The organism is Pantoea sp. JZ2, assembly GCF_035191405.1.
GTDB lineage: Bacteria > Pseudomonadota > Gammaproteobacteria > Enterobacterales > Enterobacteriaceae > Pantoea > Pantoea stewartii.
Map to the genome: position 1 here is coordinate 1,726,665 of NZ_CP045247.1, position 23,059 is coordinate 1,749,723.

Annotated in this window: 22 protein-coding genes and 1 tRNA gene; 11 read left to right on the forward strand and 12 right to left on the reverse strand. The window is 53.2% G+C overall.

What is annotated here, in order from left to right; genetic code table 11:
• The first annotated feature begins 437 nt into the window (after window positions 1-437).
• A complete protein-coding gene (ompC, locus tag GC087_RS08485; protein WP_006119981.1) occupies window positions 438-1,565 on the forward strand; it encodes a porin OmpC in 1,128 nt (375 codons plus the stop codon).
• A 31-nt stretch (window positions 1,566-1,596) separates the two neighbouring features.
• On the opposite strand, the gene GC087_RS08490 is transcribed toward ompC, so the two are convergent.
• Window positions 1,597-1,752 carry a hypothetical protein gene (locus GC087_RS08490; protein ID WP_006119982.1) on the reverse strand — a complete coding sequence of 52 codons (156 nt, stop codon included), beginning with the start codon at window positions 1,750-1,752 and terminating at the stop codon, window positions 1,597-1,599.
• Between the two features lie 147 nt (window positions 1,753-1,899).
• Window positions 1,900-2,013, reverse strand: coding sequence for a hypothetical protein (locus GC087_RS08495; RefSeq protein WP_006119983.1), 114 nt, complete (start codon window positions 2,011-2,013; stop codon window positions 1,900-1,902).
• 145 nt (window positions 2,014-2,158) lie between these two features.
• On the opposite strand from GC087_RS08495, the gene apbE reads away from it, so the two are divergent.
• From apbE to GC087_RS08510, 3 genes are all read left to right on the forward strand, one after another.
• Window positions 2,159-3,199, forward strand: coding sequence for an FAD:protein FMN transferase ApbE (apbE, locus tag GC087_RS08500; RefSeq protein ID WP_033740598.1), 1,041 nt, complete (start codon window positions 2,159-2,161; stop codon window positions 3,197-3,199).
• Between the two features lie 13 nt (window positions 3,200-3,212).
• Window positions 3,213-3,854, forward strand: coding sequence for a DNA oxidative demethylase AlkB (gene alkB / locus GC087_RS08505; protein ID WP_110268202.1), 642 nt, complete (start codon window positions 3,213-3,215; stop codon window positions 3,852-3,854).
• Between the two features lie 85 nt (window positions 3,855-3,939).
• On the forward strand, window positions 3,940-5,592 hold the full coding sequence (locus tag GC087_RS08510; RefSeq protein WP_205956758.1) for a multidrug ABC transporter permease/ATP-binding protein: 1,653 nt from the start codon (window positions 3,940-3,942) through the stop codon (window positions 5,590-5,592).
• Window positions 5,593-5,754: 162 nt separating this feature from the next.
• Here GC087_RS08510 and GC087_RS08515 read toward each other — a convergent pair whose 3' ends face one another.
• Both GC087_RS08515 and GC087_RS08520 read right to left on the reverse strand, forming a co-directional pair.
• Entirely contained in the window at window positions 5,755-5,958 is a 204-nt protein-coding gene (locus GC087_RS08515; RefSeq protein WP_006119987.1) for a hypothetical protein, read from the reverse strand.
• Between the two features lie 253 nt (window positions 5,959-6,211).
• Window positions 6,212-7,465 carry a mechanosensitive ion channel family protein gene (locus GC087_RS08520; protein WP_324030285.1) on the reverse strand — a complete coding sequence of 418 codons (1,254 nt, stop codon included), beginning with the start codon at window positions 7,463-7,465 and terminating at the stop codon, window positions 6,212-6,214.
• Here GC087_RS08520 and GC087_RS08525 point away from each other — a divergent pair.
• The 3 genes from GC087_RS08525 to GC087_RS08535 all read left to right on the forward strand — a co-directional run bounded on the left by GC087_RS08525 (window position 7,464) and on the right by GC087_RS08535 (window position 11,025).
• A complete protein-coding gene (locus GC087_RS08525) occupies window positions 7,464-7,670 on the forward strand; it encodes a hypothetical protein (protein WP_044242209.1) in 207 nt (68 codons plus the stop codon). The genes GC087_RS08520 and GC087_RS08525 overlap by 2 nt on opposite strands.
• A 395-nt stretch (window positions 7,671-8,065) precedes the next feature.
• On the forward strand, window positions 8,066-9,469 hold the full coding sequence (locus GC087_RS08530; RefSeq protein ID WP_324030287.1) for a glycoside-pentoside-hexuronide (GPH):cation symporter: 1,404 nt from the start codon (window positions 8,066-8,068) through the stop codon (window positions 9,467-9,469).
• A gap of 41 nt (window positions 9,470-9,510) precedes the next feature.
• Entirely contained in the window at window positions 9,511-11,025 is a 1,515-nt protein-coding gene (locus GC087_RS08535; protein ID WP_324030289.1) for an arabinosylfuranosidase ArfA, read from the forward strand.
• Between the two features lie 84 nt (window positions 11,026-11,109).
• On the opposite strand, the gene GC087_RS08540 is transcribed toward GC087_RS08535, so the two are convergent.
• The 3 genes from GC087_RS08540 to GC087_RS08550 all read right to left on the reverse strand — a co-directional run bounded on the left by GC087_RS08540 (window position 11,110) and on the right by GC087_RS08550 (window position 13,261).
• Window positions 11,110-11,186 (reverse strand) — tRNA-Pro (locus tag GC087_RS08540).
• Window positions 11,187-11,259: 73 nt separating this feature from the next.
• Window positions 11,260-13,014: an LPS biosynthesis-modulating metalloenzyme YejM gene (gene yejM, locus GC087_RS08545; protein WP_058708435.1), complete on the reverse strand. Its 1,755-nt coding sequence runs from the start codon at window positions 13,012-13,014 to the stop codon at window positions 11,260-11,262.
• 22 nt (window positions 13,015-13,036) lie between these two features.
• Window positions 13,037-13,261, reverse strand: coding sequence for a YejL family protein (locus GC087_RS08550; protein ID WP_006119976.1), 225 nt, complete (start codon window positions 13,259-13,261; stop codon window positions 13,037-13,039).
• Between the two features lie 159 nt (window positions 13,262-13,420).
• Here GC087_RS08550 and yejK point away from each other — a divergent pair, with 159 nt between their 5' ends.
• Window positions 13,421-14,425, forward strand: a complete 1,005-nt coding sequence (yejK, locus tag GC087_RS08555) for a nucleoid-associated protein YejK (RefSeq protein WP_033740589.1) — start codon at window positions 13,421-13,423, stop codon at window positions 14,423-14,425.
• A 92-nt stretch (window positions 14,426-14,517) separates the two neighbouring features.
• On the opposite strand, the gene rplY is transcribed toward yejK, so the two are convergent.
• Window positions 14,518-14,802 (reverse strand): 50S ribosomal protein L25, encoded by a 285-nt coding sequence (rplY, locus tag GC087_RS08560; RefSeq protein ID WP_006119974.1) that lies wholly within the window; start codon window positions 14,800-14,802, stop codon window positions 14,518-14,520.
• 131 nt (window positions 14,803-14,933) lie between these two features.
• Window positions 14,934-16,688, reverse strand: coding sequence for a DNA repair helicase RadD (locus GC087_RS08565; protein ID WP_205950537.1), 1,755 nt, complete (start codon window positions 16,686-16,688; stop codon window positions 14,934-14,936).
• Window positions 16,689-16,843: 155 nt separating this feature from the next.
• On the opposite strand from GC087_RS08565, the gene rsuA reads away from it, so the two are divergent.
• The 3 genes from rsuA (at window position 16,844) to GC087_RS08580 (ending at window position 19,345) form a co-directional block, all read left to right on the forward strand.
• On the forward strand, window positions 16,844-17,563 hold the full coding sequence (gene rsuA / locus GC087_RS08570; protein ID WP_033740587.1) for a 16S rRNA pseudouridine(516) synthase RsuA: 720 nt from the start codon (window positions 16,844-16,846) through the stop codon (window positions 17,561-17,563).
• An 11-nt stretch (window positions 17,564-17,574) separates the two neighbouring features.
• Complete coding sequence (locus tag GC087_RS08575; protein ID WP_006119971.1) at window positions 17,575-18,771, forward strand: Bcr/CflA family multidrug efflux MFS transporter; 1,197 nt, start codon at window positions 17,575-17,577, stop codon at window positions 18,769-18,771.
• A gap of 253 nt (window positions 18,772-19,024) precedes the next feature.
• Window positions 19,025-19,345 carry a YejG family protein gene (locus GC087_RS08580; RefSeq protein ID WP_033740957.1) on the forward strand — a complete coding sequence of 107 codons (321 nt, stop codon included), beginning with the start codon at window positions 19,025-19,027 and terminating at the stop codon, window positions 19,343-19,345.
• Here the strand turns inward: GC087_RS08580 and yejF are convergent.
• From yejF to GC087_RS08595, 3 genes are read right to left on the reverse strand one after another with little or no spacing between them, the layout of a single operon-like run.
• Window positions 19,332-20,936 (reverse strand): microcin C ABC transporter ATP-binding protein YejF, encoded by a 1,605-nt coding sequence (yejF, locus tag GC087_RS08585; protein ID WP_205956646.1) that lies wholly within the window; start codon window positions 20,934-20,936, stop codon window positions 19,332-19,334. The genes GC087_RS08580 and yejF overlap by 14 nt on opposite strands.
• Window positions 20,937-21,959, reverse strand: coding sequence for an ABC transporter permease (locus GC087_RS08590; RefSeq protein WP_058708433.1), 1,023 nt, complete (start codon window positions 21,957-21,959; stop codon window positions 20,937-20,939).
• On the reverse strand, window positions 21,959-23,053 hold the full coding sequence (locus GC087_RS08595) for a microcin C ABC transporter permease YejB (protein ID WP_262959296.1): 1,095 nt from the start codon (window positions 23,051-23,053) through the stop codon (window positions 21,959-21,961). Before GC087_RS08595 ends, GC087_RS08590 begins: the two co-directional genes overlap by 1 nt.
• Between the last annotated feature and the right edge of the window lie 6 nt (window positions 23,054-23,059).

Here is a 23,059-nt window from a genome sequence, read left to right on the forward strand (position 1 = left end):
CACAGCTGACCAGACACTGAACAGCAGGCAAAAAAAAGCCGGGCAATATGCCCGGCGCTTAATTAGCATTTAAGAAATCATTCGGGGGTGAATGAAGATAAGAAATAAATGATGATAGCGGGTGTAATTATAGGGATTATGGGAAAGATGTTTTATCATTGAGTGCTTAGGAATATTCCCACTAAAATCATAGGAATAACTATTATTAAGTAAGGGATTATCAATTTGTGCTTTATTTTTTATCACTCTGTGCGGCTAATTAGTTCCGTAATATTCATATCCTGAAATAAATTTTACAGTTAAAGAAACACTTTCTGAAATTTCGTATCATTTTAGCGATGGATTATTACGCTTGTTGAAATAACAATGGGCCTTCAACCGATTTATCATCGGTCAGCAGTGGCAAATATAAAAGGCACATAACAGAGGGTAATAAAATGAAGCGTCACATTCTCTCCCTGGCGATCCCTGCTTTACTCGCAGCGGCAGGATCGGCAAATGCGGCTGAAATCTATAATAAAGACGGCAATAAATTAGATTTATTTGGCAAGGTAGACGGCCTGCACTATTTCTCGGACAACGACAGTAGCAATGGCGATCAGTCGTATGTGCGTTTTGGCTTCAAGGGTGAAACCCAGGTTACCGATCAACTGAGCGGCTACGGCCAGTGGGAATACCAGGCCGCGCTCAACAATTCAGAAGCCCAGGGAACAGCTGACAGCTATACCCGTGTTGGCTTTGCCGGGTTAAAATTCGGCGATGCGGGCTCATTCGACTATGGCCGTAACTACGGTGTCGCTTACGACATTGGCGCGTGGACAGACGTGCTGCCTGAATTCGGTGGCGATACCTATGGCGCGGATAACTTTATGTTCCAACGCGGTAACGGCATGGCAACCTACCGTAACAACGGCTTCTTCGGACTGGTCGATGGCTGGAACTTTGCGGTTCAGTATCAAGGCAAGAACGATAACCCCACTGAAACGTCAGGCGGTCGTGATGTGTTGGGTGAGAACGGCGACGGCTGGGGCCTGAGCACCACGTACGATCTGGGATCGGGCTTCGGCATCGGTGCCGCGACCTTCCAGTCCGATCGTACTAATAACCAAAATGGTAATGCGCCAGGCATTCTGGGACGCGGTGATAAAGCTGCAGCCTATACCGGTGGCCTGAAATACGACGCCAACAATATTTACCTGGCCGCGATGTACACGCGCGCCTATAACGCCATCAGCTTTGGCGACAGCACCAGCGGCAACCAGGCGAACACCGCTTACGGATACGCCGATAAAGCCGACAACTGGGAACTGGTGGCGCAGTACCAGTTTGATTTCGGTCTGCGTCCGTCTCTGGCGTACATCAACTCACGTGGTACTGATGTCCAGAACTGGGGCAAACAAAATCTGAAGAAATACGTCGACGTAGGGGCGACTTACTACTTCAACAAAAACATGTCGACCTATGTTGATTATAAAATCAACCTGCTGGACGATAATGACTTTACCAAAGCGGCCGGTATCAATACCGACGATGTGGTGGGCGTAGGACTGGTTTACCAGTTCTGATAGGAGCAGGGAGCGCTATGCGCTCCCTGCGTTATTCCTCACCCACCGAGGCTGGCGGATGGTTTTCGTCTGACGGCACAAGAACGTTGCCGTATCTCGCCCCTTCAAACGCCACACCTGACAAGGTAAACGCGGCGTAACTCAACCAGCGTTGTAACGCCGTCATTCCGATTTCTGGCTTTTCCATCCTCTCTCTCCCGGCAACGCAGATAGCATTACACGTGCAGGATTCATGCCAGTCCGACCGCTCTCATAGCCACGGACATCTCGCCCGTTTTGCTACAATGGCCGGCGATTCAGGGGAAGAGAATGACCTTTGATGGTGCAGACGTGATCAACGACGGCGCAGATAAGTCGTAACCATGTGGCGGTGACGGCGTTGTTGCCAGGTTTTATAACTGCCAATAACGAACAGGCCCAGCGCAACGGCAAGGATTATATAAATCATCTGTTGCTCCTTATGCTTACGCCCTCAGTATTGAGGAGAACGATCCAGTCTGTGCGACTCACTCAGCTTTATCAACCAGTTTTAATTTAATTTACTTAATGTTTATGCTTTGAAAAAGGCATAAAACGCCCGTTATGGATGAATAATGATGAGAAGTAAGATTAATCTGCTGTTAGTGGCGGCGGTCCTGCTGGTAGCAGGATGTGATCATCCCGCATCAAAAACCAAAGACGGAATGGTGCTGGAAGGGAAAACGATGGGAACGGTGTGGCGGGTGAGCCTGGCGGGCGTGGATGAAACGCGTAAAGCCGATCTGCAGCAGCGCATTCAGCAACAACTGGATGCCGACGATGCCGAACTTTCAACCTGGAAGGCTACCTCCGTGCTCTCTCGCTTTAATCAGAGCCGCGCCACCACGCCGCAGCCGGTGAGTGAAAACATGGCTGATATTGTGACGATGGCTTTACGTATCGGTAAAAAAACAGCAGGTGCCATGGATATTACGGTGGGACCGCTGGTGAATTTATGGGGGTTTGGGCCGGATAAACAGCCCGTGCATATTCCCGATGATCAACAGATTGCTGCGGCCAGAGCGTTGACCGGCTTACAGCATTTGCGCGTCATACAGGGCAGCAACGGACAATGGCTGCAGAAAGATCTGCCAGGCTTGTATGTCGACCTCTCCACTATGGGCGAAGGATTTGCCACCGATCATCTGGCTCGCCTGATGGAGCAGGAAGGCATCAATAACTATCTGGTGTCGGTCGGGGGAGCCGTCTTATCCCGTGGAATGAATGCACAGAACCAGCCGTGGCGGGTTGCGATTCAAAAACCGACTGACAGAGAAAATGCGGTTCAGGCCAGAGTCGATCTGCAGGGCCATGGGATCAGTACGTCGGGGAGCTATCGCAACTATTATGAACTGGACGGTAAACGCCTCTCCCACATTATTGATCCGGCCACAGGCCGGCCTGTCGATCACAAGCTGGTTTCGGCAACCGTGATTGCCACGACCGCGATGGAAGCCGACGGCTGGGATACCGGGCTTATGGTGCTAGGCACAGAAAAAGCCAAAGCGCTGGCTCTGAAAGAGAAGCTGGCGGTGTACCTGATTACGAAGGAAGGGGACAAATTTGTGAGCTGGATGTCGCCACAATTTACCGCTTTCATTATTCCATCTGACTGACAGAGAGAAACGCATGCTGGATCTGTTTAGTGACGCTTCACCCTGGCAGGAACCGTTGGCGGACGGCGCCGTGATATTGCGGCGACGTGCCCGCGATCAGGCCGACGCACTGTATGAGGCGATCATGACGATTGCGGCGAGCAATCCGTTTGAACACCGTATTACGCCGGGAGGACACCGCATGTCCGTCGCCATGACCAACTGTGGTGATTTTGGCTGGTCCACGGATGCGCGCGGCTACCGTTACAGTGAGCAGGACAGCACACATCAACGCCAGTGGCCTGCGATGCCGGAGACGTTCCGGCTACTGGCCCGTCAGGCGGCAGAAGAGGCGGGCTTTCCGGCGTTTAACCCGGATGCCTGCCTCATCAACCGCTATGAACCTGGGGCAAAACTGACTTTGCATCAGGATAAAGACGAGAAAGATCTGCGTCAGCCGATCGTTTCTGTGTCGCTGGGGTTGCCTGCTGTATTTCAGTTTGGTGGTTTTGAACGCAGCGATCAGGCGCAGCGGGTGCTACTTGAACACGGCGATGTGGTGGTCTGGGGCGGCCCGTCTCGCCTGCGTTACCATGGAATATTGCCGCTGAAAGCCGGTATTCATCCGCTGACTGGCGCGTTCCGCTATAACCTGACATTTCGCCGGGCGTTTTAACGTGCGCAAGTTAGTGCGAATAACTATTGCTATCATTTGCCATCACTTTACACTGCAGGCTCACTGGATTGCCGGGTAAGGTTTTATGGCGTTGTTACAGGTTGTTTTTAATCAGTATCGCTGGCCGTTTATTGGTGTGATTTTGCTCACCCTGCTGAGTGCGGCATTGGGATTAGGCATGATTGCGTTTATTAACGGCCAGATGATTGTTGCGGTGAATACCTCGCTAAGCGTGTTGCCGGCTTTTCTGGCTCAGGTCGCGCTGCTGATGGCGGTGACCCTGGCCTCACAGCTGTCGCTGACCTGGCTGGGGCATCAGTTTGTCTGGCGGCTGCGCGGCGAATTTATCAAACGTATTCTGGATACGCGCGTGGAGCGCATCGAGCAAACAGGCAGTGCGCAACTGCTGGCAGGATTAACCAGCGATATCCGGGCCATTACCCTTGCGTTTGTGCGTCTGCCGGAGCTGATTCAGGGCATCATTATCACGCTGGGTTCAGCGCTCTATCTTGCCTGGCTGTCGCCGAAAATGTTGCTGGTAACCAGCGGCTGGCTGGCTGTGACGTTGGTGGGCGGCTGGATGCTGGTTTCCCGGGTTTATCAGCACATGGCGAAACTGCGTGAAGTTGAAGACAACCTTTACCGTGACTACCAGACGGTGATTGAAGGACGTAAAGAGCTGCAGCTTAACCGCGCGCGTGCCCGACTGATTTATGACACGGTTTATCAGCAGGATGCCCGCGCTTACCGGCACCACATTGTGCGCGCCGATACTTTCCACCTCAGTGCCGTCAACTGGTCCAATATCATGACGCTGGGTGCTATCGGCATGGTCTTTTTCATGGCAAACAGTCTGGGCTGGGCGAATACGGCTGTCGCAGCAACGTTTTCCCTGACGCTGCTGTTTCTGCGCACGCCGCTGCTGTCGGCGGTAGGGGCCTTGCCGACATTGCTCAGCGCGCAGGTGGCCTTTCGCAAACTCGCGCTGTTTGAACTTGCACCTTATCAACCTGATTTTCCTGTCCCCGCAGCAACAACTCCGTGGCAAACGCTTGAGTTGCGCGACGTCACCTTTCATTACGGTGAAAACGGGTTTCGGGTGGGTCCGGTCAACCTGACGCTTCGTCGTGGCGAACTGGTGTTTTTGATTGGCGGTAACGGCAGCGGTAAGTCGACGCTGGCGATGCTGCTGACAGGTCTGTATCAGCCCCAGTCCGGTTGTCTGGTGATCGACGGTCAGCCGGTCGATGCTGGCGACCGGGATGCCTGGCGGCAGCATTTTTCAGCCGTCTTTACCGATGTGCACCTGTTTGATCGCCTGATTGACAGTCAGGGCGAACCGGCTTCGCCTGCCCGTGTCCAGCTATGGCTTGAAAAGCTAAAAATGCAGGACAAGCTGAAGATTGAGGGGAATAAGATACTTAATCTGCAACTGTCGAAGGGGCAGAGCAAAAGACTGGCGTTACTGTTGGCGGTGGCGGAACAACGCGACGTCTTGCTGCTGGATGAGTGGGCCGCCGATCAGGACCCGCATTTCCGCCGGGTGTTTTACCGCGAACTGCTGCCTGCGTTGCAGGCGGCGGGCAAAACCGTCTTTGCAATCAGCCATGATGATCACTACTTCATTCATGCCGATCGTCTGCTGGAGATGCGCGATGGCAGGCTGTATGAGTTAACCGACAGTGAGCGCGAGCGGGCCACGCAGGATGCGATAAAGCTTACCGATACCGGCTTGTAGACGCGTGGCAGCCGTTGCCGGCGCATCGACGATTAACGGAAATAAGACAAAAGATAAAGCCGCTCAAATCAGCGGCTTTTCAATGTTGGGTTGGCGTTTTCAGCTTCCACTCAGGCCTGACAGTGCCAGAGCCAACAACGGTGGGTTGGTCGCTTGAGATAATCAATCATTGGGTGGGATGGCAAAGTTTTTCAGGGACACGACAAAGTGGTGTTGGCCTTTACTGATGCGCGCACCGCGATCGCACCACTGACTTGCCAGACGGAAGAAATCGTCACAACCGATGTCGTATGCCAGCTCCACCTTACTGATGCCTGAATGCAGTAAGTCTTCTGCATCCTTCAGGTTCTTAGCTTTGATGACCATATCTGTATCCTCGATTTCAGGAGGAAACAGAATAAGTTATTTTTATTACAAAATTGTTTCAATTTCATGAATGGCTGTCATATTTGCCCGTTTTGTGAAGCCACAAACACTTTGCATGTCACGTTAACCCAATGACTTTTTTCCTGAATCTCCCTTTCAGGCCTTTTTCTGGCAAGCCAGAGGGAAACCGCCTCAGCATTGCCCGACTCACTATCCGCTCACTGCCATGCTATCTGTTCTGCGTTTTCCGCTTTCACGGTTGGGGTTCACTTTCTGCTGCTTGCCGGACAGGCCCCTGCGACAGAAAACTGAGATCGCTGCCGGACGGGCGCTGATAAATACGTAATGAAAAAACGTTAGCGATGGCATAGATATATTCAAAGATTGCCGACTGCGTATTTTCATAGTCCACCCAGAGTACGGAGGAGGTAAAGCAGTAGATCTCAATCGGTAACCCTTCGGCTGACGGTTTCAGCGATCTCACCACGATATACATGTCTTTGTGGATATCCTCCCGCTGTGTCAGCCAGGCAGTAAGATAGTGACGAAAGACCATCAGGTTAGTCATGCCGTTTTCAACAAACCAACGGTCACCGACCGCGCTCAGTTCCCGACCATCCATCAGCTTTGACAGTTGTTCGCTGATGCCGCGGACCTGAACCATCGGCTCCAGCATGGCATGATCTAAAAAGCGTATTGACGTTTGATCAAGGTAGAAACTCCGCATAATGCGTCGTGCCCCGGAGGAAAACATTGCCTGCCAGTTGGTGTACGTTTCGGTCAGAAAGGTTTTTGTGGGCACACGCGAAAGTGTATTGTCCCAGTTACGAATGGTGATGGTGTGCAGCGCGATATCAATGACCTCGCCACTGATATTATTCGCGGGCAGCTCAATCCAGTCGCCAAGCTGTAGCACGTCATTCGATGAGAGCTGAATATTCGCCACCAGTGATAACAAGGTGTGCTGAAAGACCAGCATCAGAACCGCTGCCACGGCACCCAGACTGGAGATGATAATGGCTGGAGACTTATTCGACATAATGGCCAGGATCATTATCGCAGAGATAATGTGGACCAGAATCTTACCGACCTGAATATAGCCCTTGATTGAATGATTTTTACGTTTTGATTTTTTGACATAGGAGATGTTCACAATCTCCAGTACTTCATTAAAAAACAGCGACAGATAAACCATAAATAAAATGCCGCAAATGGTTTTTATGGCGATTAACAGGTGCTTGGGCAGGTCCGGCATAAACTGTAACAGGAAGTAGACCGTGATGACCGGAATAAAATTGGATAGTTTTTCAGACAATCTGACATCTTTATCCAGCGGCACCTGATTCTTGTGACTGCTGAAGAACACTTTACGCACCACTCTGACCACAAAAAATTTGCATATCAGATGGGCTACCAGGCCCGCGACAATCAACACCAGGAGGTTAACAGCAATAGAAAGGGCGGGTTTATTCTCGATAAAGTGTTGTATGTCGTTAAAATAATTCATGTTAATCGTAAGCCTGGAAATGTTGCTGGTATTCAACCACAAACCTGTTGATGGCGATAAGCGTAGCGTGCGCCTGCTCTTCGCGCGACCGCGGTTAAATAAATTGTTGTTTGTGCCTGAACCTAAGCCGCGCGGCGACAGCCAGGAGGTGATGACCCTGCTGTTGTTGACGTGCGCGGCTATCTGTTTCAGCGTGGGTCGTTAACCGCGATGTTTTGTCGATGCATCGCATTGTCTCATAAAGGTGAGTGCGGGTAACGCGCGGAGGTCTCCATCGCAACAAACCGCATTGCAGATTAAGGCAGGGGAGAGGCGAATCAGAGAAGGAATAATATCGTCGGCGTTTTTCTCCTTTGCACAGGAAAGGTGATTAGCGTCGGGTTTTATACTTGCAGAAAATTAAATTTTTGATGGTGACTGACGCGTATTAACCAGGCTGCTGTCGGTTTTATCCCAGGCGAGATGATGGCTGAATATATGCCCATATACGCTGAATACATGGAATATATGGTTATTATTTTGCTTATGAGAGCGTTATCGTAGGTTAAAAACACCTCTAAAACATATGCTTATCGCCACCTCTTTTCAGGAAGGTGGAAAATGAAAACGCACATAACGTCAACCATTCATGCCGATTACACTGTTCAGTCAGACCGCTCGGGTCGTGTAGGCTTTATTGAGAAGGCCGGATTTGGGGCCGGTGATGCAGCCTGTAATATGCTGTTCAACCCGATAACCCTGTTCCTGTCATTTTTTTATACGGATATATTTGGTCTGGCACCGGGCGTGGTGGCGACCATCTTTCTTGTTGTCCGTTTTGCAGATGCGATTTTTGATCCTTTTTATGGCGCCTGGATTGATAAAACCACCACACGCTGGGGACGCTTTCGTCCGTGGATCATTGGCTTCGCCGTACCGTTTGCGATGAGTTGTATGGTGATGTTTTACACGCCCGATTTGCAGGGCAATGCAAAGATCCTGTATGCGTTTATTACCTATCTGATTTTGTCACTGCTGTATTCCGGTGTGAATATTCCGTACTGCTCGCTAGGCGGTGTTATCACCACCAATGCGCAGGAGCGGGTGTCCTGTCAGCAGTTTCGTTTTATGGGCGCTGGCTTTGCCAGCTTATTCTGTACTCTGACATTGTTGCCGATGGTGGCTTTCTTCGGTAATGGCAACCGGCAAATGGGCTTCTTTTGGGTCATTACGATTTTTGCCGTGATTTCCCTGTTCCTGTTTGTCTTTTGCGTGGCTACGACACGGGAGCGCGTGATCCCCAAAAGCAACGCCGGGGATTCCATCTTTAACATTATCCGGCAAATCATGAAAAACGATCAGTGGGTCGTCTGTGTCTTTGCCATGTTCCTGGATTGTATTCCGTCGTTTGTGCGCGGGGCCGCGTGTATTTATTTTGCCAAATACGTGATGGGGCTAAACGATTATTATGCCACGCTATTTCTGAGCACCGGGATTGTCGCCGGGATTCTGGGTTCCTATATCACACCGTATTTCACCAACCGCTGGTGCAAAGTCACCGTTTACCAGGCATGCAAAGCTATCGCGCTGATGATGTCTGTCGGGTTCTTTTTTCTGCCCGCGCAGAATGTGCTGGTGGTCTTTGTCTGGTTCTTTGTTCTGTCAGTGATTCATCAGATTGGCGCGCCCATTCTGTGGTCGTTTATTGGCGATGTGGATGACTATGGCGACTGGAAAACGGGTAAACGTCTGTCCGGCATCTGTGCCTCCGGTAACCTGTTTTCACTCAAAATTGCGCTGGCCGTCAGTGGCGCGATGGTGGGGGCCGTGCTGTCGGTTACCGGTTATCAGGCCAATGTCGCCATTCAAAAAGCTAGCGCGATTGCGGGCATTTATACGCTGATGGTCTGGATTCCGGTCGTGGGTTATCTGCTTTCTGTGTGGCTGGTCCGCACGCGCTACATACTGACCACGGCCAAAATGAAAACCATCGAAGACGACCTGTTATCGACGCATCCTGAGTGAGCCTCTGCGCGTTGGCCACAGAGAAGACAGAAGGGGAGAAAATGATTAAGTACTTTTTTCAAAAACAAAACTACATCGGCCAGGTCAATGACGCGCTGTACGGTTCTTTTGTGGAACATCTTGGACGTGCGGTCTACAGCGGTATTTATGAACCCGGTCATGTCACGGCGGATCGGCACGGTTTTCGTCAGGATGTGGGGGCCCTGGTGCAGGATCTGGGGATTAACACCGTACGCTATCCTGGCGGCAACTTTGTCTCTGGTTACAACTGGCGAGACGGTATTGGGCCGCAAGCTGAGCGTCCGGTGCGGCTGGATTACGCATGGCTTACCAAAGAGAGCAATCAGTTTGGCATTGATGAGTTCGCGACCTGGTGTGAAAGCTATGGGCTGACGCCCATGATTGCCGTAAATCTTGGCACCGGCACGCCGCAGGAGGCCGGTTACTTTATTGAGTACTGTAATGTGGCATCGGGTACCGCGCTGAGCGACTTGCGTATCCAGCATGGTCGGGCAGCGCCGTACAATTTCAAACTCTGGTGCCTGGGTAACGAGATGGACGGTGACTGGCAAACCGGGCAACTGAGTGCAGAAGATTACGTGAAAAAAGCCCGTGAAACGGCAAAAATCATGCGCTGGGTCGATCAGGATATCAGGCTGGTCGCCTGTGGCAGTTCAAACTCGTTACAGGCCAGTTATCCGGAATGGGATCGCATCGTTCTGGAAGGGCTTTATCATCAGATCGATTACCTTTCCTGCCACCACTATTTTGAAAACAGCACCGGCAATCCGCAGGACTTCCTGGCGTCTTTCCAGCGAATGGATGATTTTATTCATACCATCACGGCCACAGCCGACTATGTGAAAGCCAAACTGCGTAGCGATAAAAAAATGATGCTGTCATTTGATGAATGGAATATCTGGTCCATTGAAGGCGAGCCCTGGCAGGATTACTTTACCGATCCCGATAATCGCTATCAGGAAGCACCGCCGTTACTTGAACAGTCTTACACCTTCCTTGACGCGCTGACGTTTGGCGGGCTGATGTGCTCGTTACTCAATCACTGTGACCGCGTAAAAATGGCTTCTCTGGCCCAGTTAGTTAATGTGATTGCCCCCATCTTTACCCGTCCGGGAGGCGAGGCCATTCGCCAGACGATCTACTGGCCTTTCCAGATGGTGAGCCATTGCGGGCGAGGGCATGCCTTACGCTATTTTGCCAATGTTCCCACCCTGAATACGGTGCACGGCGAAACCCGGCAGATACAGAGCGCGGCGGTGTACAACGAAGAGAAACAGCAAATTGCCTTCTTCGCGCTCATTATGCACGAGCATGATGCAGCGGATGTGGCCTTTATGCTCGATGGCTTTGGTGAAGGGACGATAGCCGAACACAGCATACTGGCAGGTTATGCGCTGGACGCAAAAAACACTTTTGCTCAGCCCGACAACGTGGTGCCAACGTCACGCACGCTCACTGAGGCTGAACGTCGTCAGATGCAGGTGACGTTGCCGCCGCTGAGCTGGAACCGGGTGCTGATTGATCTGCGGGGTTGAATACAGGTCGGGCCGGCCAGGTTGGCGGGCCCAGAGACAGACATAAAAAAACCAACCGTAAAGGTTGGTTTTTTCGGGATAATTTGGTCGGCACGAGAGGATTTGAACCTCCGACCCCTGACACCCCATGACAGTGCGCTACCAGGCTGCGCTACGTGCCGAACTTTGGAGAGCTAGTCTACTGATTATCAGCACGAATGCAAGCGTTCCAACGCCTAACTGCCTTATTATTAATCAGTTAGCGATAAAACGCTTCTCTTCTGTAAGCACCTGCAACAACAGCGCCAGCTCGGGTTTATGATCCTTCAACGTATTGCCGTCTGCGTCGTAGGCGCGATAGCTACCGTTATTGTTGAGCACCAGCGTGACTTTCGGCGTGGTGATGACCAGCTTATTGTCTTCGCTACTGGTCACCCAGTCATGACGGCGCTGTGCCGCAAACAGATCTTCACCCTGCGCATAATTCACCGGATTCGTTCGCACATGCAGCAAGCGCTGCATCAGCGTCACCATCACGTCCTGATGATCGGAAAGGCGCGTCACCGTCTGTGCGGGCGTGTCCGGCCAGTGAATCACCAGCGGCACCTGCAGGTTTTGGCGATTTCCCTCGTTATCCGGATCGCCCTCCAGCGCAATACCGTGCTGTGCAGTAATCACGACCACAGTGTTTTTCAGCAAATCACGCTGCTGTAGCGTGGTGAGGATCGCCTGAATCTGTTCATTTAGTGCCGGTGCCTGGCGCAGATAGCTGCGCTGGCGGGTTTTGTCATTGTTGCCGCTGATATCCGGTCCGTTCAGGGCCAGCCAGGAGAACCATGGCGTGCCGTCAACTTTTTGCGTGCTCAGCCAGTTTTGCCATTGCGATACGGTGCTGGCATTGGGCTGATCGCCGCTGGCAGGCAGCGAGTAATCTGACAACAGCGCCTGACGGTACAACGGCTGGTTGAAGCCGTCAGAAGAGAACAAACCAAACTGATAGCCCTGCGTACTCAGCGCCGTCAGCAGGGCAGAAGGCGTACGTTGCGCCAGCACGCCGTTCATATAGCTGGGTGAAATACCGTAGAACAGGCCAAACAGCCCTCTTTCAGCGTTATCGCCTGCGCTGAAGTGCTGCGTGAAACGCACGTTCTGACGGGCAAACGCGCCTAGCGCGGGCAGCGCCGTGTCGGTGTTGGCGCTGTTCAGGCCATCCACCGTGATCACTAACAGGTTATCGCGCGTACCTTTATCCGCAAAGGTGATATCGCTCAGCGGATACTGCACGGCCGCCGCTTCGGGATCGCCTTGCTGTACCAGGCGGCGTTGATATTCCTGCGCATCCAGTAAGCCGTGGCGCTCCAGGAAACGTCGCGCGGTCATCGGGTAGGAGAGCGGCAGATTGGCGCGTTGCATAGTAATAGGGCGGTAGAAGTTGGCGTCCGCCCAGATATACATCAGGTGGCTGGCAAAGAAGGCGCAGATAAACAGGGCCGCCAGCGGTTTGCCAAAAGAGCGGCGGTTCAGGCTACGTAGCTTCTGCCAGCTCCAGGTGGCAAACAAAATCTCCACCAGAAAAATCAGCGGCACGCCGATAAACATCAACTGCCAGTCGCGCGCCATCTCACTTTGATCAGGATTGATCACCAGTTCCCATACCACCGGATTAAGGTGAAGATGGAAACGGTTAAATACCGCGCTGTCGACCATCAGCAGTGTCAGTCCTGCCGTGGCCACCACCGACGACAGGACCCGCATCAGACGTTGCGACATAACGACGAACGTTAGCGGAAAAATAATCAGTAAATAGGCGGCAAAGACAATAAAGCTGAAGTGGCCAATCCAACTGCTGTACGCATAGATACGTCCCGCCAGGGAGGCAGGCCAGTCGGCAACCAACAAATAGCGGCTACCCAAAATGAGCGCGAAAAAGATATTAAACAGAGCAAACCAGTGTCCCCAGCTAATCATCTGGGAGACTTTTTCGCGGTAGCGCTGTCGGTTGGTTACCATAGTTTTACGTCAGACCGGCAAATTAATGAGTACTGTCGTCTACCGACGCCTGTAGCGCATCAGCAAAAGAACGAGCCAGAGCGCGACGTTGCGCAGGCGCAACATCGCTGTTAATCAGGTTGGTTACCATGTTCCCCAGAACCATCAGGGAGAGATCGGTGGGAGCCTGGTCTTTTTGCAAAACCTGCGCCATTTCCGCGAGGAGTTGTTCAACGCGTTGGTCGCTGTAACGGGATGATTGTGGCATAGCGAAAACTTATCTCGTCTCAAAAGGCGATATAGTACCGGAACAACGCACTTTTTTCCGCAAATTTATCGAAAGCATCCGGTCTGCGTTATGCAGAGAGTTGAAAGCTGCTGCTGGCGGTGTTTGAATACGCGCCTGTGCTACCAGGAGGAGTTTACCATGAGTCTGGATATCGACCAGATTGCCTTGCATCAGTTAATTAAACGTGATGAAAATCAGCTAGAGCTGGTGTTGCGTGATTCGTTACTGCCGGCCACCAGCACGGTCGAAGCAATGGCGGAAGAGTTGCACCGTGTTTACAGTGCGAAGAGTAAAGCTTACGGGCTGTTTAATGCGGAAAGCGAACTGGCCGAGGCGCTGCGTAACTGCCGCAAAGGACATGATGATTTCCTCGCCTTTAGCCGGGCGGCGACCGGACGCCTGCGTGATGAACTGGCAAAGTATCCCTTTGCAGAAGGCGGCGTGGTGCTGTTTATTCAGTATCGTTACCTGGCGGTAGAGTATTTACTGGTGGCGGTATTGAACAGCCAGTCCAGTATGCGCGTCAACGAACAAATGGATATCAGTAGCACACACTATCTGGATATCAATCATGCGGATATCGTGGCACGTATCGATCTCACCGAATGGGAAACCAATCCGGAATCCACCCGTTACCTGACTTTTTTGCGCGGCCGGGTCGGGCGCAAAGTGGCCGATTTCTTTATGGATTTCCTGGGCGCGGAAGTCGGCCTGGATACCAAAGCACAAAACCGTGGCCTGTTACAGGCGGTAGATGATTACTGTGACGAGTCGAATCTGGATAAAAATGAGCGGCAAAATTATCGCCAGCAGGTTTACAGCTACTGTAATGAGCAACTTCAGGCAGGCGAAGAGATTGCGCTGAAGGCGCTGTCTGGCGAACTGCCACCGCTGGGGGATAAAACGTTTGAAGCCTTTACCCAGGAGCAGGGCTATGAACTGGAAGAACATTTCCCGGCCGACCGCAGCACCTTACGTCAGTTAACCAAATTTGCCGGGAGCGGCGGGGGGCTGACGCTAAATTTTGATGCCATGCTGCTTGGCGAGCGCATTTTCTGGGACCCGGTGACGGATACCCTGACCATCAAGGGCACGCCGCCCAACCTGCGCGAACAGCTACAGCGCCGTACCAGCAGTAAGTAATGGCGAGCCGGACATGACGTTCCGGCTGACCGCAGACAAAATAAAAGGGCCGGTTTCGCAACCGGCCCTTCTACTTTCAACTCACCCGGCGATTAAGCGCGAACGAAGTCGATGTGGTGCAGTTTTGGCTTGAACGGGTGACGCTGAACAGCCTGCACTTTAACTTTGGTTTCTTTACCATCAACAACCAGCGTCAGAACTTCTTCGTAGAAGCCTGGCTTCGCTTGCAGGTTCATTACCTGGTCGTGGTCAAGGTCGATAGAAACAGCCGCTTCTGAACCACCATAGATGATGGCCGGGAAACGGTTTGCTGCGCGCAGGCGGCGGCTCGCACCCTTACCCTGCTCTTTACGTTCTACTGCATTGATAGTGAACATTAATACGTCTCTTTATAATTTCTGCTACAGGCGACCCAGTAACAGAAGGGTTATTCAACACCGCTGATGCACATGCAAAAGCGGGCGGCATTATAGCCGTAATCCCCCACCGGGGCAAACGCTAATACGACCTAGCGGAGTTCATTGGCCCGGCGGAAACGGCCCTGATAGTCAAACAGCTTCTCGCGAATCTGCCAGAAGCGGCCTTTGGCGCGCGCCACAACAAAATCGGGATGACGCAGCAGCGGCTGTAAGGCCAGCACATCGGCGGCGGTTTGCCAGCCCAGCGGCACGCCGGGTGCGCGCTGGTGCGGGCGCATAAAGAGCTGTTCGAAGGCCTTGCGCTGTGCAGGGGTTTGCAGGCGAAAGCGCTCGCTGACGCTGGTGCCGTCTTCATCAAAGTAGGTGGCGTTGAGCCATTCGCCTTTTTCATCGCGGCCCTGTTCCAGGGTCATGCCACCGCAGCGCAGAACCCGGGCATCTTTCAGTTTCAGGGCAGCTTTGAGCATATCGTCAGGATCGACCAGAATCTTGTCGCATTCGCGGCAGCGACGCGCAGCAATGTCGTTCTCTGCGTTGCACTCCGGGCAGTTTTTAAAGCGGAAACGGTAGTCGCACTGTTCACGCTCGCCCTCGTCGTCCTCTAAAACGCCCTGGCATCGCCGGCCGAAGTGCTCAATCACCATGCCATCGCTTGTGGCTTTGCCCCAGAAGGTGTTGGCGAAACCGCAGGCAGGGCAAAACACCTGCACGGGCTGATTGTCGCTTTTCCCTTTTGGCGTCCCCACTTCGGGCGTAAACAAATCGTGGGGATTACCGGCATAGTCCAGAATCAGGCAGTCCTTCTTGCCGGGAGACAAGCGCAGACCACGCCCGACAATCTGTTGATACAGGCTGACCGATTCCGTGGGACGCAGGATGGCAATCAGGTCCACATGCGGCGCATCGAAGCCGGTCGTTAACACGGCGACGTTCACCAGAAATTTAAGCTGCTGGGCTTTAAAGGCGGCGATCAGGGCATCGCGGTCTTTGGCATGGGTTTCCGCCGAGACCAGCGCGCTGTTTTCCGGCAGCAGGCTCAGAATTTCCCGTGCGTGTTCGACCGTGGAAGCAAAAATCATCACGCCCTGGCGATCGTCGGCAAATTCCACAACCTGACGAATGATCTGTGGGGTAATACGCTGCTGCTGTTTGAGTTCCCGGTTCAGATCGGCTTCGCTAAACAGGCCATTCGCCTGCGCGGTCAGGCGGCTGAAATCATACTGCACGACCGGCATATCCAGCCGTTCAGGGGGCACCAGAAACTGGTGCTTAATCATATAGCGCAGGGGCAGTTCATAGATGCAGTCGCGGAACAGGGCTTTTTCGTCGCCACGCACCATTCCGTGATAATGAAAACGGTAGATCCAGCCCTTGCCCAGACGGAATGGTGTGGCCGTTAAGCCCAGTAAACGCAGGTTGGGATTGTGCTGACGCAGATGCGTAAAAATCTGTTGATACTGGCTCTCTTTGTCGTCACCAATGCGGTGACACTCATCCACGATCACCAGCGAAAAGGCGCTGTCAAACAGGCTGAGGTTTCGCGCAACGGACTGCACGCTGCCAAACACGACTTTTCGCTGACTCTCTTTACGCTGTAAGCCTGCCGCAAAGATATCAGCCTCCAGGCCGTAAGCCTGATATTTGCTGTGATTTTGCGCCACCAGCTCTTTGACATGCGCCAGCACCAGCACCCGGCCGCGGGCCAGGCGTGCCAGTTCCGCGATCACCAGGCTTTTTCCGGCCCCGGTGGGCAGCACTATCACGGCAGGTTCATGATGACGCCGGAAGTGGGCGACGGTGGCATCTACCGCTTCCTGTTGATAGGGACGTAAAGTAAAAGACATGCTGCTCACTTTTGGAAAACCTGCTGCAATTATGCCACGAATCGTCTATAAACGCGCTGTCAGAGAGACGCCGTTCAGGCTATACTTCCCAGACTTTTTCAACGGTTAATAACGCCGTTTTAGTTTCCCTCCGCAGTAACAGGCAAAACACATTCATGCGACTCGACAAATTCATTTCTCAGCAACTGGAAATCAGCCGTGCTATCGCCGGACGCGAAATCCGTGGTCAACGTGTCACCGTTAATGGTGAGGTGGTACGCGATACCGCGTTCAAACTCCAGCCCGATCACGAGGTCGAGTATGACGGCAACGTGCTTCAGATGCAGACCGGGCCGCGCTATTTCATGCTGAATAAACCGCAGGGCTATGTCTGCTCCACGGACGATCCCGATCATCCTACCATCGTCTATTTCATCGAAGAACCGATGGCATTCAAACTGCACGCCGCAGGCCGGTTGGATATTGATACGACCGGATTAGTGCTGCTGACGGACGACGGACAGTGGTCGCACCGTATCACTTCACCGCGTCACCATTGTGAGAAAACCTACCGTGTGACGCTTGAAGCGCCGGTAAGCGACGATACCGCTGCGCAGTTCAGTGCAGGCGTACAACTGCATAACGAAAAGAGCCTGACCAAACCCGCACAGCTTGAGATCATCACACCGACGGAAGTCCTGCTGACGATCAGCGAAGGGCGCTATCATCAGGTCAAACGCATGTTCGCCGCCGTGGGGAATCGGGTGGTGGAGTTACACCGTGAGCGCATTGGCGCCATCGTCCTGGACGAGGACCTGGAACCGGGAGAATACCGCCCGTTAACAGAAGAAGAGATAGCCAGCATTGGCTTGCCTGACGAACTGAAACAGAAATAGCGAGAAAGCCGGTGCGCAAGGAAAAAAATTCGCCAATGGGGTTGGTGATCATTCTCGGCCTGTTAGCGATGTTGATGCCATTGTCGATAGATATGTATCTGCCTGCCATGCCACAAATTGCGCGTCAGTTTGCGGTATCCGCAGGTAGCGTACAGATGACGCTCAATCTTTATATTCTGGGGTTCGCCATTGGGCAGTTGATCTACGGTCCGCTGGCCGACAGCTATGGTCGCAAACCGGTGATAACGCTGGGCACCCTGATATTTGCCTGTGCGGCGGCAGCCTGCGCGCTTTCTCAGTCAATAGAACAGCTTATCGCGATGCGTTTTTTGCACGGCTTGTCCGCTGCGGCTGCCAGTGTCGTGATAAATGCCCTGATGCGCGACAGCTACTCGAAAGAGGAGTTTTCGCGCATGATGTCCTTCGTGATGTTAATCACCACCATTGCGCCGCTGCTGGCCCCCATTATCGGTGGCTGGCTGCTGTTGCTCTGGAGCTGGCACGCCATTTTCTGGACACTCTCGATAGCCGCGCTGATTACCACCGTTCTGGTCGCGACCCAGATTCGGGAGACGCTGAAGCCTGCGCAGCGCCAGCGTTTTCATCTGCGCACGACGCTAGGGAATTTTGTGGCTTTATTTCGCCATAAACGGGCGTTCAGCTATATGCTGTCGAGCGGGTTCTCCTTTGCGGGACTGTTTACCTTTCTCAATGCGGGCCCGTTTGTTTACATCGAGCTCAATCATATTTCGCCGCAAAGCTTTGGCTATTATTTTGGCCTGAATATCGTGTTTTTGTTCATCATGACCCTGATTAACAGCCGCGCGGTGCGCCGTTTTGGCCCTGTCACCCTGTTCCGTTTTGGGTTACTGGTGCAGTTTGCGATGGGCATCTGGTTGCTGGTGGTCAGCGCGTTTGATCTGGGGTTCTTGCCGCTGGTCTTCGGTATCGCCATGTTTATCGGCTGTGTGTCCATGGTGTCATCAAATGCCATGGCGGTAATTCTGGATGAATTTCCGCACATGGCCGGTACGGCGTCTTCACTGGCGGGCACGCTACGTTTCGGCGTAGGCGCACTGGCCGGTGCGCTGCTCTCCCTGTTCAGCTTTAACAGTGCCTGGCCTATGGTGGGCACCATTGCGCTCTGTGCAACGCTCTCCGTTGCGCTCTTTCTCTACGCGTCACGTCCGCATTCTGCCGCCCGCTAAGCAGGCGGCAGCCTTCGCTTTCGCCTGTCCTGACCTGCAAAGACAATAATGTTTCTTATTTGTGAAAAAAAATAGCAAATAAAGTAATCACATTGGGTCTAAAATGATTGTTAGTTATCATTAAACGCGGTACATATAGCCCAAAATGAGATTCAACTCGCAATTTGGCTGATAACGCGCATGACAGGTTCGGCGCGCGATGCTGATACCGTTGGTGGTGAATTGGCTGCATTCTCTGGAGATACTGATCACTATGTTGCAACTTTCGGTGGTGCATCGTTTACCCCAGCGGTTTCGCTGGTTGAGCGATCGTCATAGCGTGATTGAGACTGACGATACGGATTCAGAAGAGCACGATGTTATCGCGCTTCGTCTGATAAGCCACGATGGCGTGCCTGCCTGGGAGATTTTGCATGAACTGAAAGACATGCTGACCGCCATTCAGGTCGATGGCAAAATTGCCGAGTGCGAAGGGCAACCCTGTCTTTTTATCCGCCGTTGTGATGAAAGCGCCACTAACTGCTGTCTGAAAAACCAGGGCGTTGCGATTGCGGAGACCTTTATTGGTCGCTGAGCGCCACTGACCTGAGCAGCTCGCGAGTATAGGCTTGCTGTGGGGCGGCGAATAACGTTTCACAGTCACCTTGTTCCACCACCTCTCCCTGTCGCAGGACGATCAGCTGATGGCAGAGCGAGCGAACCACTTCCAGATCGTGGCTGATAAACACATAGCTGAGCTGACGTTGCTGTTGCAGCCCACGCAGCAGATCCAGAATCTGTTTTTGGACCGAGCGATCCAGCGATGATGTGGGTTCATCCAGCAACAGCAGTTCAGGCTCCAGAATCAGTGCGCGTGCAATAGCGATTCGCTGCCGCTGTCCGCCCGAAAACTCTGCCGGATAACGATGGCGGCTCTCCGTGTCCAGCCCGACTTCTGCCATCACCGCGATAACCCGCTCTTCCTGCTGTGCCGCACTCAACTGCGGAAAATGCACCGCCAGCCCTTCGGCGATAATTTGCAGGACGGTCATGCGCGGATTAAGCGCAGAGTCAGGATCCTGAAACACTACCTGAATACGGCGGCGAAGCGGCAACAGCTGTTTACGTGACAGTTGATGCAGCGGTTGATGATCAAACCAGACTTCGCCCTGAGCGGCTATCAGTCGCAGCAGGGCCAGCCCGGTGGTGCTTTTCCCCGAACCGGATTCGCCCACCAGCCCCAGGCTTTCCCCGCGTTTAAGGCGAAAACTGATCGAGTTGACGGCAATCTTTTCGCCCGTTTTACGCTTAAACAGCCCCTGATGCAGGGGGAAAGTGACGCGCAAATGCGCCACGTTCAGCATCACAGGAGATTCGGCCGCGAGCGGCACGGCGCGGCCTTCCGGGTTGGCCGCAAGGAGTTGCTGAGTGTAAGCGTGCTCCGGCTGACGAAGCAGAACCGCGCTGCGGTTGTGCTCCACCACCTGACCGGCGCGCATGACGCTCACGTTATCCGCCAGCTGACGAACGATGTTCAGGTTATGCGTAATAAACAGCATCCCCATATTCAGTTCCTGTTGCAGTTCACGCAGCAGGGTAAGGATTTGCGCCTGTACCGTGACATCCAGTGCGGTCGTCGGTTCATCGGCAATCAACAGCTTCGGTTGGGTGAGCAGCGCCATGGCGATCATGACGCGCTGGCGTTCACCGCCGGAGAGCTGGTGCGGAAAATCATTGAGTCGCGAGGCGGGCTGGCGAATACCGACGCGATCCAGACAGCGAATAATCTCTGCCCGTGCCGCTTCCCGCCGCAGCCCGCGATGCAAAGACAGAACTTCGTACAGCTGTTTTTCGATGCTGTGCAGCGGATTGAGAGAAACCATGGGTTCCTGAAAAATCATCGCCATTTGATTGCCACGCAGTCCGCGAAGGCGCTGCTCTGATGCCGTTAACAGGTTCTCACCGGCGAACAGAATCTCTCCCTGCGGATAGACGACGGCGGCCTCATGCAGGAGCCGCATGACTGACAGGGCCGTGACGCTTTTCCCTGAGCCGGATTCGCCTACCAGCGCCAGCGTTTCTCCCGCCTCAACGCACAGTGAAACATCCTTCACGACCTGATGCAGCTGTTTGCCCTGACGAAAGGCGATGGAAAGGTGATTAACGGCAAGCAGTGGCGCGTCCATTCAGACTCCTTTACTGGGATCGAAGGCGTCGCGTACGGCTTCACCAATGAAAATCAGCAGCGACAGCAGTATCGCCAGCGTAAAAAAGCCAGATAAACCCAGCCACGGTGCCTGCAAATTATTTTTTCCCTGCAGCAGCAGTTCACCCAGCGAAGGCGAACCGATGGGCAAGCCAAAACCTAGAAAATCGAGGGACGTCAGCGTGGTAATCGAACCGCACAGAATAAAAGGCAGAAAGGTCAGCGTAGCGACCATCGCATTCGGCAGCATATGCCGCAGCATGATGCGTGCGTCGTTGACGCCCAGCGCCTGCGCCGCGCGAATATAGTCAAAGTTGCGGGTACGCAAAAATTCGGCACGGACCACGCTGACCAGGCTCATCCAGCCAAACAGCACGGTCACCAGTAGCAGCCACCAGAAGCTGGGCTGAACCACGCTGGACAGCAGAATCAGTAAAAACAGCGAAGGCATACCGGACCAGACTTCTGTAAGTCGTTGTCCTATCAGATCTGTTTTGCCGCCAAAGTAGCCCTGTATTGCGCCAATGACGATACCGATGACGCTGGAAAACAGCGTAAGCAGCAGACCGAACAGAAGCGAAATACGCAGACCGTACAGCAACCGCGCCAGCACGTCGCCACCGTTGGCGTCAGTACCCAGCCAGTTTTGTCGCGAGGGAGGTGAAGGGAAAGGCACCTGTGACGCAAAATTGAGGGTATTTGCTCCAAAGCGAATGGGTGCCCAGAGCGCCCAACCCGCTTTTTCCAGCCGCTGTTGCAGCCAGGGATCCTGATAATCGGCTGCCGTCGCAAAGTCGCCGCCGAAGTCAGTTTCGCTGTAGTTAAAAAACAGAGGCGCGTACCAGCGGTGCTGATAGTGCACCAGCAGCGGCTTGTCGTTGGCAACCAGCTCGGCACACAGGGAAAGAACGAAGATAAACAGAAAAATCCACAGCGACCAGTAGCCGCGTCGATGATGCCGGAAGCGCTGCCAGCGTTGCTGGTTTAAACGCGAAATCTGCATTATCGCCTCTCAAAATCGATACGAGGATCAACCAGCGTGTAGGTCAAATCACTCAGGATATTCATCAGCAACCCAATCAGGGTGAAAATATACAGGGTACCAAACATCACCGGATAATCCCGCTGGACGGTGGCATCAAATCCCAGCAGACCTAAACCATTCAGCGAGAACATCACCTCAATCAGGACCGAGCTGGTAAAAAACATACTGATAAAGGTGGCGGGGAAGCTGGCTATCACCAGCAGCATCGCATTGCGGAACACGTGGTGGTACAGGATACGGCGCTCGGAAACCCCCTTAGCCCGGGCGGTGACGACGTAATGTTTGCGAATCTCATCAAGAAACGCATTTTTGGTCAGCATGGTTAAAGTAGCAAAACCGCCAATGACCGTAGCCAGCACCGGAAGCGCAATATGCCAGAGATAATCCTCCACCTTGCCGTACCAGGGCAGGGTGGCAAACTGCGGCGAGGTCAGCCCGCGCAGGGGAAACCAGTCGAAATAGCTGCCGCCGGCAAACAGGACTATCAGCATAATACCGAACAGAAAAGCAGGCACCGAGTAGCCAATGATGATGAACGTGCTGCTCCAGATATCAAACGGGCTACCATTCCGCACGGCCTTTTTTATCCCTAACGGAATCGACACCAGATAGATAATCAGTGTGCTCCACAGGCCGAGGCTGATGGATACCGGTAAACTCTCTTTAATCAGTTGCAACACAGACGCACTGCGAAACAGGCTGTCACCAAAGTCAAAGCGCAGGTAGTTCCACAGCATCGAAAGATAGCGCTGCCCGATGGGTTTGTCGAAACCATAACGCTTTTCAATTTCGGCGATCACTTCCGGGTCCAGACCACGTGCGCCGCGATACTGATTATCGCCAGGCGTTGAGCGATTCAGGCTGGACCGCGTTCCGCTGCTGTCAGCGCCGCCTGCGCCGGGCATGCCGCTGGTCTGGCCAAACTGAATGTTCGCCAGCGCCTGATCAACCGGGCCGCCGGGCGCGATCTGCACAATGAAAAAGTTGAGTGTGATAATGGCCCACAAGGTCGGAATGATCAGTAACAGTCTGCGAAAAAAGTACATTGCCACAGGATG